General features: G+C 68.6%; 11 protein-coding genes. 3 read left to right on the forward strand and 8 right to left on the reverse strand.

Annotated elements, in window-relative coordinates; all coding sequences use genetic code 11:
• A partial coding sequence (locus tag HOP12_10235; protein NOT34535.1) for a hypothetical protein occupies positions 1-579 on the reverse strand: 579 nt, incomplete at its 3' end.
• Positions 580-677: 98 nt separating this feature from the next.
• Between HOP12_10235 and HOP12_10240 the strand changes: the two genes are divergently transcribed.
• Entirely contained in the window at positions 678-1,370 is a 693-nt protein-coding gene (locus HOP12_10240; protein NOT34536.1) for a glycosyltransferase, read from the forward strand.
• On the opposite strand, the gene HOP12_10245 is transcribed toward HOP12_10240, so the two are convergent.
• Positions 1,367-2,191: a tetratricopeptide repeat protein gene (locus tag HOP12_10245; GenBank protein ID NOT34537.1), complete on the reverse strand. Its 825-nt coding sequence runs from the start codon at positions 2,189-2,191 to the stop codon at positions 1,367-1,369. The two genes, HOP12_10240 and HOP12_10245, sit on opposite strands and share 4 nt — an antisense overlap.
• 69 nt (positions 2,192-2,260) lie before the next feature.
• Here HOP12_10245 and HOP12_10250 point away from each other — a divergent pair, with 69 nt between their 5' ends.
• Entirely contained in the window at positions 2,261-5,824 is a 3,564-nt protein-coding gene (locus HOP12_10250) for a hypothetical protein (protein NOT34538.1), read from the forward strand.
• A gap of 4 nt (positions 5,825-5,828) precedes the next feature.
• Here HOP12_10250 and fabF read toward each other — a convergent pair whose 3' ends face one another.
• The 4 genes from fabF to HOP12_10270 all read right to left on the reverse strand — a co-directional run bounded on the left by fabF (position 5,829) and on the right by HOP12_10270 (position 10,948).
• Positions 5,829-7,073, reverse strand: a complete 1,245-nt coding sequence (gene fabF, locus HOP12_10255) for a beta-ketoacyl-ACP synthase II (protein NOT34539.1) — start codon at positions 7,071-7,073, stop codon at positions 5,829-5,831.
• A gap of 2 nt (positions 7,074-7,075) precedes the next feature.
• Positions 7,076-8,050, reverse strand: a complete 975-nt coding sequence (locus tag HOP12_10260) for an acyl-ACP desaturase (protein NOT34540.1) — start codon at positions 8,048-8,050, stop codon at positions 7,076-7,078.
• A 140-nt stretch (positions 8,051-8,190) separates the two neighbouring features.
• Complete coding sequence (locus HOP12_10265) at positions 8,191-9,405, reverse strand: N-acetylmuramoyl-L-alanine amidase (protein ID NOT34541.1); 1,215 nt, start codon at positions 9,403-9,405, stop codon at positions 8,191-8,193.
• A 55-nt stretch (positions 9,406-9,460) separates the two neighbouring features.
• Positions 9,461-10,948, reverse strand: coding sequence for a Do family serine endopeptidase (locus HOP12_10270; protein NOT34542.1), 1,488 nt, complete (start codon positions 10,946-10,948; stop codon positions 9,461-9,463).
• Between the two features lie 481 nt (positions 10,949-11,429).
• On the opposite strand from HOP12_10270, the gene HOP12_10275 reads away from it, so the two are divergent.
• Positions 11,430-12,158, forward strand: coding sequence for a UDP-2,3-diacylglucosamine diphosphatase (locus tag HOP12_10275; protein ID NOT34543.1), 729 nt, complete (start codon positions 11,430-11,432; stop codon positions 12,156-12,158).
• Here HOP12_10275 and HOP12_10280 read toward each other — a convergent pair.
• Together HOP12_10280 and HOP12_10285 are read right to left on the reverse strand one after the other, a co-directional pair.
• Positions 12,155-13,147, reverse strand: a complete 993-nt coding sequence (locus tag HOP12_10280) for a PorV/PorQ family protein (protein NOT34544.1) — start codon at positions 13,145-13,147, stop codon at positions 12,155-12,157. The two genes, HOP12_10275 and HOP12_10280, sit on opposite strands and share 4 nt — an antisense overlap.
• A 95-nt stretch (positions 13,148-13,242) precedes the next feature.
• On the reverse strand, positions 13,243-13,554 hold a 312-nt coding region (locus HOP12_10285), incomplete at its 5' end, for an ATP-dependent RNA helicase (GenBank protein ID NOT34545.1).

A 13,554-nucleotide genomic window follows, 5' to 3' on the forward strand; every position in this document is an offset into this window, starting at 1 on the left:
CGCCAGCGCGATGACCGCGGTGATGAGCGCGAGTTGCCGCCCGAGCGCTGCGAGCTGCGCGAGGTAGACCGGCTCGACCTCGACGGCGAGCACCGCCACGGTATGCCCGTGGTCCACCTCGCTCAGCACCGGCGCGAGTGCGAAGCGGCGGGCTCCGGCGGCACGCGGGATCAGACCGGTCACGGCGGTGCGTCCGCTCGCGACGGTCGCGAGTGCCGCTCGAGCGACCGAGTCGAGGACACTCGTCGCACCCTGCGTCTCGGGTGTGCGGCAGTCGTAGACCACGACGCGCGCGGAGTCGAGCAGTGTCGCCGCCGTGGTGCTGGACGCCGAGCACAGCTGCTCGAGCACCACCTGGATCGCCAGGTATCCGGTGCCCTCCTCGCCGTAGATCCGCACGTCCTCGAGATCTTCGGGGCGGACCTGCGCGGCGGTGGTCGAGGCGAGCGACTCGATGCGGCGCTCGAACTCCTGCTCGAGCGCCCCGCGCACGCTGCGATACGCGAACCATGCGAGCAACGCCACCGCCACGATCGCGAGCGCCGCGAACAACACCGTCGGAAGCACCACACGCTTCATGCGCGGGTCATGGCGTGCGGGCGCATCGCGGTCATGGAACCTCCGTGTTCGAAGCCGGGCTCGCGGTGCGAGGGGCGCGGCCGTATTCTGCCCGCGCCATGTCCCCGCCACAACCCGAGACGCGACCGCTCGTGACTCAAGTCGGTGTGTTCGCGCGCTGGCCACGCGTCGGCGCGGTCAAGACGCGCCTCTCACCGGCGCTGCCGGCCGCCATGGCGTGCGCGCTCCACGAGGCAATGGTGCGCGACGCGCTCGCGACCGCACTCGCGAGCCGGATCGGTGCGGTGACGTTGTGGTGGGCCGACGCTCCGGCCGTGAGCGACTGGGCCGTGCCGGATGGCATCACGGTCGCGGAGCAGAGCGGCGCGGATCTCGGCGCGCGTATGTTCACAGCGCTCTCCCGGATGCGATCGGAGGCGGAGGCGGCGCTGATCGTGGGCAGCGATTGCGCGGACCTGAGCATTGCGCAGCTGCAATCCGCCGCCGCCGCCTTACGCGACCACGATTTGGTCCTGGGCCCGGCGCAAGACGGCGGCTACTGGCTGATCGGTATACGCGAACCACAGCCGCGGCTGTTCGAAGGCATCGCGTGGGGCGGCGCGGAGGTCTTCGAAGCAACGCGCGCACGCGCGGCCCGGCAGCACCTCGCGGTCGCAACGCTCGAGACGCTCTCCGACCTCGATACTCCGGCGGACCTGGCTCGTCTCATCGGCACCGCGCTGATCGAGCCCGGACGCATCGGGGCCGCGACACGCGCGGCACTTGCGTCGTTCGCGCTGCTGCCGTCTTAGTGCCCGTCGGGAAGCGGCGGAGGTGTGGCGCCCAGCTCCTTCTGAACTCGCGCCATCGCATCGACCAGCGCGGACTTCATGCCTTCGGGCGGGTCGCTCTGAAGCGCTCGGTGGTAGCTGCCGAGTGCTGCGCGGTATTCCTTGCGCCGCTCGAGGATGATGCCGAGATTGAACAACGCCACCGGCTGATGCGCGTCGCGCTTGAGTGCGAGCTCGAACAACCGCTCGGCCTCGGCGGAGTCGCCCAGGTTGTAGAAGCACACGCCCATGTCGACGATTGCGGTCGCGAGGCTCGAGTCCATGCGGACCGCTGCGCGGTACTGGATGATCGCGTCCGACCAGTTGCCGGTGTCGTAGAGCACGTCGCCGAATCGAACGCGCGCCGCGACGTTGGTCGAGTCGGCTGCGATCACGCGCTGCAGTGAATCGGCTCGCGCCTGTTGGCCGGCATTCGAGCCCGGCACCGGCACCTGGTTGCTTTCGCGGAATCCACGCACTCCGACGCAGATCACCACCAGCGCCATGATCGCGCCGAAGATCAGCCACAGGCTGAGCGCCTGGGGTGGAATCGCGGCGGCGCGCGGCGGACGGCGCGGCGGGCGCGGGATCGCCGGATCGATCCGAACCGTGGGCGGCGGACCCGGTCGGCTCACCTCGATGAGAGGCTCGGGAGCGACGTTCGGTGGCGGAGTCGGCGCGGATCCAGCGCCCGTGACGGGTGCCACGGTCGCGAGCGGAAAGCTGCACGCGGGACACTCGGCCACGTCTTCGGGAACCGGCCGCCCGCAATCGGGGCAATGCGTCGGGGGTCGCTCGCTCATGAGCGCGGCACTCTAGCACGGTTTCTCTTTGACCCTTGTTTCGAGACGGTGCTAGCGTCGCTCGACTCCATGAACAAATCCCTGACGATCCTCGCCCTGCTGCTCGCTGCGTCGACCTCCGCCCACGCCGAGCAGGCGAAGCTCACGATCCTGCACACCACCGACCTACACGGCGCGCTCACGGCGTGGGACTACCTCGCCGATCGCCCGGCACCGCGAGGGCTCGAAAAGCTCGGCAGCCTGATTCGCATCGCGCGCGCCGACACCACGCCGACGCTGCTGCTGGACGCAGGCGACGCGCTGCAGGGCTCGCCGCTTCAGACCGTGTGGCGTGAAGGTGGCCGCCGCGGTCCCGAGCCGATCCTCGCGGCGATGAACGCGCTCGGCTACGACGCAATGGCGCTCGGCAATCATGAGTTCGATCACGGACTCGCGGCACTCGATTCCACCCGCGAACAGGCGCGCTTTCCGTTTCTCGCCGTCAACGTGGTCCGGACCTCCGACCAGCACCTGGTCTTCCCGCCCTCGGTGATTCGAGATGCGGGGCCACTGCGCGTCGGAGTCGTCGGAGTCGTAACCCCCAGCACGCCCGAGTGGCTCGATCCGTCGTTCACCGCCGGCGTTCAGTTCCTGCCGCCGATCGAAACGGTCGCCGGCGAGGTCGGACGCTTGCGGGACCGCGAGCGTTGCGACGTCATCGTGGTGCTGGCGCACACCGGGCTCGAGAAGGATCCGCTCACCCGCGCGACGCGCGAGTTCGACACCGCCTATGAGAATTGGGCCTATCGCCTCATGACCGAAGTCGGTGGCGTCGACGTGTGGATTCTGGGCCACACGCACGAGACGCGGCCGCAGCTCATGATCGGAGACGCGTTCGGAGCACAGGCCGGCAAGCACGGCGAAGCACTCGGCCGCGTGGATGTGGAGCTCACGCGCGCGGGACCTCGCGACAGCTGGCTCGTCTCGAAGCGTACCGGCAGCGTGATCGCGGTGACCGACTCGACGCCGTCGGATCCCGCGATCGTCGCGCTCGCCGCCGACCTGCACGCCGCGACTCGCGCGGCGCTCGATGAAGAAGTGGGCCGCACCGCGCGAGCGATCGACGCACCGAGCGGCCGCTTCGAGGACGGCCCGCTGTGGGGGTTGCTGCACGCCGCGCAGCGCGACGCCTCTCACGCACCGGTCTCGCTCGCCTCGATGTTCGATGCTTCGCAGCGACTGGGACCCGGGCCGATCACGCGGCGTGATCTGTCGCGCCTCTACCCCTACGACAACACGCTCGTCACGTTGCGACTGTCGGGCGCACAACTCGCCGAAGCGCTCGAGCACGCGGCGCTCGCGTTCGCCCCCTACACGTACGCGGCGGATCGCGCGCTCACCGAGCCGAACTTCGGCGCCTCCCACTTCGACGCCGCGAGCGGCGTGAGCTATGAAATCGACCTCACACGCCCCCCCGGCGATCGCATCGTGCATCTGTCGAAAGGCGACGCTCCGCTCGGAGCGGGCGATTCGATCGAGGTGGTCACGAACAGTTATCGAGCCGGCGGCGGCGGCGGCTACCGAATGCTCGCGCGCGCGACGCGCGTCTCGACGAGCCCGGTGCTGGTTCGCGACGCGATCGCGCAATTGCTGCGGCGCGGCGCTCCGGAGCCTGCGCGCGGCCGGGAGTGGAACCTGCTTCCCGACTACGCCACGACCGTCGAACGGCCCTTGATCGACCGCCTGGTGCGCGAGCAGGTGCTGCCCGCGGCCGAGGTGCAACGCATTTTCCCGCGTGAGCCGGCGCAGCGCGGCGAGCTCGCGTACTGGCTCGCGCGCGCCTTCGAGTGGCGCGAGAAGCGGCCCTCGGGAGCATTTGCCGACGTGCCCGACTCACTCGAGCCGTGGCTCGACGGCCTGGTGCGACGTCGCGTGCTCGGCGCGGCGCAGACCGAAGAGATGTTCGGAACCTTCGCCACGTTGCAGCTCGGACTCGCGACGGAGTGGTGCGAACGCGCGGCACGGGTGGCCGGATATGCGCTCGCACCGACTCCCGACCGGTCGTTCCGGCGCGGCCTCGCAATGGGCGTCGGCCTCGGGACCGGCGCACCCGGGCGGTTCGTGACGAGCGACACGCTTACGCGAGTTCAGGCGCTCGCACTGGTCGCGAACACGCGCTTTCCGACGCTGCGCATTCTCGAGACCACCGACTTCCACGGCGGCATTCTGGGCGGCGGTCGTGACCGGCGCACCGGCCGCGCCTACGGCGGTTCGGTGGCGCTGGCGGGCAACGTGAAGCGACTGAGTGCGGTGAACCCCGAAGGAACGGTGCTGGTGGATGGTGGCGACTGGTATCAGGGCACCATGATCTCGAATCTGGTGTTCGGCCGCCCGATGATCGAGCAGATGAACGCGCTCGGCTACAGCGCGGCGGCGATCGGCAACCACGAGTTCGACTGGAGCGCCGACACCCTGATCCGCCGCATCCACGAATTCCGCGGCGCAGCACTCGGCGCCAACATCCGCGAGCGCAAGAGCGGCAAGCTGCCGCGTTGGGCGCGCAGCGACACGCTGATGTCCCGCCGCGGCGTACGGCTCGGCATCCTCGGGCTTTCCTATCCGGGCACGCCGAACGTGACGCTCGGCAAGTACGTCGCGCACCTGCGCTTCCTCGACGACTCGGCGACCGCGGTGCCGATCGTGGACCGCATGCGCCGCAAGGACCGTGTGGATGCCGTGATCGGCATCGGGCACATCCCCGCCAGCTACGATTCGGCGCGCGGCGTGAGCGGCGATCTGGCGCGCCTCGCTCGAGGCGTGAAGGGCGTGGACGCATGGTTCGGCGGCCACAGCCACAACGTGGTACCCGGCGTGGTCGACGGGATCCCGGCGCTCATTTCGGGATCGCACGGCGAGTGGCTGGGGGTGTGCGACCTGGTGGTCGACCCGCTGCGCGATCGCGTCATCGAACGCAAGTCGTGGCTCGAGCGCACCTACGCCGACCTCGTGGTTCCCGACTCGGCGATGGCGGCGCGCGTCGAGCGCTGGAACAAGGACATCGCGCCGGTCGCGGCGGCACCGGTGGGCCGCAATATCAATCAGCTGTTCCGCAATCGTGGCGGCGAGAGCACGGTCGGAAACCTGGTCGCCGACGCGATGCGCGAGGGCGTCGCCGCCGACATCGCGCTTCAGAATGCCGGCGGGCTGCGCGCCGACCTGCGCGCGGGTGCAGTGACGCGCGGCGACATCTACGAAGTGATGCCGTTCGACAACACCGTGGTGACGCTCACCCTGACCGGGGCGCAGGTGAAGCAGGCGCTCGAAGACGCACTGCGCTACGACCGGGTCACGCAGGTGAGCGGAATTCGCTACGAGTTCGATACCAGTCGCCCGGCCGGCGCACGCCTCGTGACTCTGGTGCTGGCCGACGGCACGGCACTCGACGAGCGCCGCGACTTCAAGGTCGCGGTCAACAACTTCATGGCCGACGGCGGCGACAACTACTCGGCGTTCGCCCAGGCGCGCGATCGCGCCGAGACCGGCGAAACGGTGCGCGAATTCCTCGAGGCATTCGTACGGGCGAAGTGCGCGAATGGCGGCGCTCTCCAGTACCGCGACGAAGGCCGAATCAAGAAGGTCGGCGGCGGGCGCTGAAGCGCTAGGCCGGGGTCCCGAGCGCCCGAAACACCAGCACGGCGTTGTGCCCGCCGAATCCGAATGCATTCGACATGACCGTGGCCACCCGCGCCTCGCGCGCGACGTTCGGCACGTAGTCGAGATCGCACTGCGGATCGAGCTCGTGAAGATTGACGGTGGGATGGATCACGCCGCGCGTCAGGGTGAGCACCGCGACCACGGCCTCGATCGCGCACGAGCCGCCAAGCGCGTGACCGGTCATGGACTTGGTCGAGTGGACCGCGAGTCGCGGCGCGTGGGCGCCGAACACCTCGTGAATCGCGCGCGTCTCGGTGGCATCGTTGAGCGGCGTCGAAGTGCCATGCGCATTGATCACCTCGATCGCATCGGGGGCGAGTCCGGCGTCGGCCAGTGCGGCGCGCATCGCGCGGACGGCTCCGCGACCTTCGGGATCCGGCGCGGTCATGTGGTAGCCATCGCCGGTCGCCCCGTAGCCCGCCAGCTCGCAGTAGATCCGCGCGCCGCGCGACCGTGCGAGGGACTCTCGCTCGAGCATCAGGAATCCGGCGCCCTCGGCGATCACGAAGCCGTCACGAGAGGCGCTGAAAGGCCGCGACGCGGTGGTCGGCGAGTCGTTGCGCGTGCTGAGCGCTCGCAGCTGGCAGTAGCCGTCGATCGCGAACGCCGAGATCGTGCTCTCGGCCCCCCCCGCGATCGCGACATCGCAGCGTCGGTTGCGAATCAGATCCAGCGCGGTGCCGAGCGAATTGGCGCCCGAGGCACAAGCGGTCGCGAGACACAGGTTGGGACCGCGACATCCGGTTTCCATCGCGATCGCGCCCGCCGCCATGTTCGGAATGATGATCGGAACCGTGAGCGGCGCGAACCGGCCGGGGCCGTTCTCGAGAAAGACCGCGTGCTCGCGATTCAGGTACTCGAACCCACCGATACCGGAACCCGCGACCACCGCCACGTTCTCGCGCTCCGCACCCTCGGCGAGACCGGCGTCGGCCACCGCCTCGAGCGCCGCCACGAGCGCGAGCTGCGTGAATCGCGCGCTGCGCTTGAGCACCTTCGAGGACACGCGAGCCTCGGCGTCCAGATCCAGCACTTCGCCGGCGATGCGGCTGCGCAGCCCCGAGGCGTCGAATCGCGTAATCGGCCCGATCCCGCTTCGGCCGTTGATCAATGCATCCCAGCACGCTTCGACGCCGGTTCCGACCGGGGCCGCGACGCCGAGGCCGGTCACCACCACGCGATCGTGCACGCTCAATCCAGCGCGAATTCGCGCTGGAACACCAGCTCGAATGAGAACGTCTTCGATCGACTCTTGTTCTCGACGTATTCGGCGATCTTCTCGAGACGGCGTGGGATCTGGAGGATTTTTTCCTGGGCGACGCGCCCGCTCTCGCGCAGTCCGGTCAGACTCTCGATCTGCCAGAAGCGAATCTGGTCCTGGACGATCTTGAGGTAGTCACGCGGACCGTAGATGCCCGACCGCCGCACCACGTCGGCGAATTCCTTGAAGCCCGGCATCGAGATGCCGGGCATGTCGATCGCGGGCATCACGAGCGCCGCCGACTCGAGTGCTCGATCGGGGTCGCGCTTGATCACTTCGGCGAAGACCTGGCGATAGAACGAGTAGTGACGAGCCTCGTCTGCGGCGATGTTCTTCAGGATGTAGTCGACCTTCGGCTCGTACTCGGCGCAGATCCGGCCGGTGCCGGCATGCGACATCTGAGTGGCCCGCTCCTGAAGCGTGGTGTAGACGAACACGCGGTACGGATCACGGTCCCACTGCGGGTGGAAGCCGCCACGCAGGTACTCGAACTGCAGCTTCTCGAGCGTGCGGGTATGCAGGATTCGCGTCTCGCGGCAGTAGTCGTGCAGCACCGCCCCGTGACGATCCTCCTCGGCGGTCCACAGGTTGTTCCACTTGCGCCAGAACGTCTCGTCGCCGAAATGCACCGCGAGCAGTCGGTGAAAGTGCGGCAGCCCTTCCTCGGTGATCAGGTTGAGGGCGATCGCGATGCGGCACGGGTCCGGAAGCCCTTCCGCCAGCTTGCGAATGCGCTGGCCCCAGGTCTCGGGATTCTCCTGCTCCTCTTCGCCGAACAGATCGCTCGGAAACCACAGTTCGCGCTTGGCCTCGTGCTGCTGAATGAGGTCGTCGACGAACGGTTCGAGGTCGGCGAGCAATTCGATGCGGGACAACAGGTCGAACTCGGGCGAGGGCTGGCTCACGGGTGCTCCGAACGAAGAGAGAGTGCCGGACGGGTCGACGGCGACCGCGCAACGAAGCGCGAGGCTAGTCCCTCTCCCACTCCTCGCTCAAGCCGGCGTGTGAACGTGCGGCCGCGCCCGTGCCGGCGCGCGGGAGTCGACTAGCGTCCCGAGCCGTCCGGAGTACTCGCGGCGCCGCTGCGAAGCGGGATCCCGGCACGCTCGAAGTATTTCTTCACTCCGGTGGCGATCTGTCGCGCCATCTGCGATTGAAAGGCCGGGCTCTTGAGCAGCCGCGCCTCGACCGGATTATTGATGAACGCGGTCTCCACCAGCACCGATGGGAACTCGACCGACTTGAGCACCACGAACCCGGCCTGTTTGATGCCGCGCGATTCGAGCCGGCGATCTTCGGCGACGTGATCGAGCAGCGTCTCGGCCAGCAGCTGGCTCTGCTGCAGCGCCGAGTTGCGCTTCACGTCGTAAAGAATGTTCACGAGCTCGTCTTCGCTCTGGGCCGGCACGCCGCCGACCAGGTCGGCCGCGTTCTCGGAATCGGCGAGGTCCTGGCTCGCCTGATCTTCAGCGCCGCGCTGGGAGAGGAAGAACACCTCTGTGCCGCTACCCGAGCCGCGTCGTCGAGACGAATTGCAGTGAATGCTGATGAAGAGATCGGCCTTCATCTTCTCGGCGATGTGGTACCGCTCGCGCAGCGGAATGAAATAGTCCCCGTCTCTCACCAGGACCGCATGGATGCCCGGCACCCGGTTGAGTTCTTCGGTGAGCTTGCGGGCCACCGCGAGCGTCACGTCTTTCTCGCGGATGCCGATTGCGCGCGTCGAGCGGGCACCGGCGTCGTCGCCGCCATGACCGGCATCGATCGCGACGATGCGGAGCCGGTCCTCGTGTTTGGTTTCGAGCACCTGCTCGAGCTTCGCGGCTTGAGCGGCCGCGCCGCCCTTTCGGGTCACGTCGATCACCAGCCGGTAGGGCTTGTCCTCGGAGGCCGGCAGTCCGAACACGCGAAAGGCGGTCGAGTCCTTGAAGTAGGCCTCGAATCGCGCCCCGTCGACGCCGGTCACGACCGCGACCGAATCCACCACCCCATCACCGATCGCGAGCGTGCGTGGCACCGACTCGCCCGCGGTGAGAGGGGCGCCCGGGACCGTGACGCGCACACTGCGTCCGCGCCCTGAATCCGGCGCAACGTGCGCGACCGCCTCGCTGAAATCGAACACCACGCGCGTCGCGGTGGGCCCGGTGAACGAACGGGCGGCCGTCACCGCCGGCACCGCACCGGCCGGAGCGGTCCGCAGCAACAGCAGCAACAGCAGCAACGTCGCGAGCGCGAGGGGAGTGACGCGGTTCGAACGCAAAGGGATCCTTCCGCGAAACGCGGGGGCGGCATCGGGCCGCCCCCGCCGATTTCGCCTAGTCCTTGAGACGAACGGGAACGAACTCGGTGAACTCGCCGCGCCGCACCAGCAGGACCGCCGGCTTGCCGCGCTCCTTTGCCTCGCGCACCGCGCGCGCGAAAGTCTGCGGAGTGTCCACCGCCTTGCCGCTCACCTCTTCGACAACGGTTTCGGGCTGCAGATCCGAGTCGTCGGCCGGGCTGCCCGGCTCGACTGCCGTGATCAGCACGCCGCCTTGAATGCCCAGCTCCGTGCGCTCGGCCTGCGTGAGGGATCGGACCGTGAGCCCTGCGGCCGGAGCGACGGTGTCCGGAGCACGCGACGGGGTTGAATTCGCGGCGACTTCCGCATCGCGATTGCTGAGCTTGACCTCGAAGCGCATGCGCTTGCCGTCACGCAGCACCTCGACCGGGACGGTGCGTCCCACCGGCGTGTCGGCGACGCGCAGGCGAAACTTCTGCAGATCGACGACGTGCTGGCCGTCGTACTCGACGATCACGTCATTGCGGCGCAGGCCTGCGCGCTCGGCCGGCTGATCGCGCAGCACGTCGGAGATCAGTACGCCTTCGGGATTCGGCAGATTGAAGCCCTCGGCGATCTCGGGAGTCACCTCGGCCAGCCGCACGCCGAGCCACGCGCGTGTCACCGAACCGTGGGCCACGAGCTGATCCGCAATGTGCTTGGCGAGATTGATCGGAATCGCGAAGCCGATGCCCTGACCGCTCGAGTTGACCGCGGTGTTGATGCCGATCGCCTCGCCGGCTGAATTGCACAGCGGGCCGCCCGAGTTGCCGAAGTTGATCGACGCGTCGGTCTGGATGAAGTCCTGGAACGCCGGGGTACCGCCGAAGATATTGAGGTTCGAGCGGCCGCGCGCGCTGATGATGCCGACCGTCACGGATCCGCGCAGCATGCCGAGCGGATTGCCGATCGCGATCGCCCAGTCGCCGACCCGGAGCTTGTCCGAGTCGCCCAGCGGCAGCACCGGCAGATTGCCGCCCTCGATCTTGATGACCGCCACGTCGGTCTCGGGATCGGTACCGACCACGGTCGCCTTGAAAGTACGGCGGTCGTTCAGGGTCACCGTGATGTCGTCGGCGTCGCGCACCACGTGATTGTTCGTCAGCACGTGGCCTTCGCGATCCACGATGAAGCCCGAGCCCGAGCTCGGCACCCGCTGCTGCTGGCGCTGCTGCGGATTGCCATCGAAGAAGCGCCGGAACAACTCCTCCTGCGGATCGTCCGAGCGCGTTCCGACCTTCTTGCGCACGTCGATGAACACCACCGCGGGAAGGGCACGATCGACGACCGAGACGAACGGGCTCTCGGGCATCGCGGCGCTCGAAGTGGTGGCGCCGAGCGACGCCTTGGCCGCACTGCTGGCGCGCTGCAGATCGAGACCGGCGCTCAGGCCGAGCCCGATCACGAGGCCGGCGACCAGCAAACCGCCCGCGAGCAGGATGTAACTGCGTGGAGTGTGGCGGCGATTCGAATCCGGAATCATTTCGGAGTTCCTCCCTCGAACGGGGCTCTGAGGCGCCAGCGGTCAGCGCCGGATCATCAGAAGAGCTAGCAATTGCGTGTCCAAGATATCGGGCGGCGGATGCTCGGGCGTTACCCCAGCGTCAAATGTCCCCACGCCATCGGTGTAGGTAGTTGGAGCGACGCGCCAGTATACGCACGAGCGGATCTCCCCGGTGCAACCCCCACGCTCCGCTCACCTCGGGTCCCTGATCGAGCCGGGATGGTCGAAGTGCGGGGGAGCACCTCCGCAGGTGTGGACGACGCGCCACTCCGCAACAATGGACGCGCTCGAGCACCGAACGGTTGCGATCCGCGAGAGATCGCGAGGGCCAAATCTCCGTCAAGCGCAGCCCGCGGCGACGAGTGCGGCGTTGGCGGCGACGAGCGATGCGGCGTGGCGCCGGATCGACACGGCGCCGCCGCGGTGACGGCCGGCGCCCGCGATTGCTATGCTGCGCGCCATGCCATCAGCCGCGGCGGTGTATTTCCTCTCGGACGCCCATCTCGGAGTGGATCCGGAGCCCGTCGAGGCGCCGCGCCGTGCCCGTCTGCACGCGTTTCTGAAGAGCCTCTCGGGCCGCGCCCAGGCGCTCTACATCGTCGGCGATCTGTTCGACTTCTGGTTCGAGTACGGGACTGCGATTCCGCGCCGCCACTTCGGGACCCTGCGCGTGCTGGCGGAACTGAAGGAATCCGGCGTCGAGATCCACTATCTGAACGGCAATCACGACTTCTGGCTCGGCCCGTTCCTGTCTCAGGAACTGGGAGTGCGCACCTACGACGGTGCGGTCACGCTCGAGACCCAGGGGCGGCGTGTGTGGATGCACCACGGCGACGGGCTGGTCGGCGGCGACCTCGGCTATCGCGCGCTCAAGAGACTCGTCCGCCACCCGGTGAGTATCGAGCTCTATCGCCTGCTTCACCCCGACCTCGGCATCCCGCTCGCCCATTGGGTTTCAAATGGCTCGCGCCGTTCGAGGCCCGATCGTCCACCCGATGTCGAGCGTCTGTGGCGCGAGATCGCGCTGCCGCGCTTCGAAGCGGGTTTCGATACCGTGATGATCGGGCACTTCCATCAGGCGATCGAGCGGCGCGACGGGAGTCGCGCGTTCTTCGTGCTCGGCGACTGGATGGAGCACTTCACCTTCGTGAAGCTCGAAGGCGGCGAGCTGGAGCTGGGGCGCGGCTAGAACCGCGTCGCGAACGACAGACGGTGCGTGTCGCCGAGCTCGAGCCGGGTGGGAACGAACGCGTAGTCGAGCGACAGCGCCTTCGTCGCCCACCCGCCACCGATCGAGAGATTCGTGGCATCGTCGTTGTAGCGATAGCCGAGTCGCAGCGCGGCGCCGAGCGGCTGCGAGAGCTCGAAGCCGAACATGCCGAGACCACTGCGACCGCGGGTGAAGCGGGTCTCGAGCGACGAAGCGCTCTGCCATGTTCCGATCGCCGGACCCAGCCAGCGCACGCCACCCTGAATCGCGAACGGCAGCGGAACCGGAATGCCCTTCTCGCCGTCCTCGATCGTGAAGCTCGGACTGGGCCCCAGGTTCTGCGCCGCGAGTGCGAACCGCAGAGTGGGCCAGCGCGCCGGGTCCCACGCGGTGCCGACGCTGAACGCGTAGGTCATCGCGGCCGACTGGTCGATGCGCTCGCGCACCAGTTGCGCGCCGAGTCCGAGCCGCAGGGTCGGCGACACGCGACCACCCCACGCCACACCGAACTCGAGATCATGCGCCCCGAAGGTGCCGATCTCGTTGCCGAGTTCATCTCGCGCCGCGATCGGCTCGCTGTAGAGCGCCCGCACCGAACCGGCGATGCCACCCCCACCGACCGGGATCGCGAGCGCGAAGGCCTCGTGCCGCAGCTGCTGCAAGTACTCGGTATGTGCACCTCCGAGTTGGAAGCGTTGGGTCGCCGCGAGTCCGGCCGGGTTCCAGAACGCGGCGTCCGATCCCTCGGCCACGGTCGCGAACGCGCCCCCGAGTGCAGCCGCGCGGGCGCCGGTCGGAACCTCGAGGAATGTGAAGCCCGGAGGGCCCGCCTGGGCGAGCACCGCCGGCGCCCAGGCGACGGCGCCGAGCGCCACACCGAGGGCGACCGCGGTTGCGGCACAGGCGATCCGGACGCGCCATGGGCGCAAAGGGTCGAGCGGGCGATGATCAGGCAGAAGGTGGCGCATGCGCGTGGCCCTCTTACACGCCACGCGGCCGGGAGTTCCGGCCGCGTGGCATCGTGCGAGGGCGGGCAGCTTAGCAGTTTGGCCCCACCGGGCGTCTAACCGCGGCGTTTCCCGCCGCTCTTCCCGCTGTCCTTGTCGCCGCTCTTGCCGAAGTCTTTGTCGCCACCCTTGCCGCCGTCTTTGTCGCCACTCTTGCCGCCGCGATCGGAATTCGAATCCCGCGCGGGACGCGGAGGAGGTGACTGCCGCTGAGGCTCGAGACGCTGGCTCTCGACGCGCGGCGCCGGCCGGTCGACCGGCTTGTCCGCCGGCTTGGGAGCGCCCGAGCGCACGCCGCCATCACGCGGTTCGTCGCGCCGCCCGCGCCACGGATTGCGAGCCCCGGACTCCTCGCGGCGCCCCGGCAC

The organism is Candidatus Eisenbacteria bacterium (assembly GCA_013140805.1).
Taxonomy (GTDB): Bacteria; Eisenbacteria; RBG-16-71-46; order RBG-16-71-46; family RBG-16-71-46; genus JABFRW01.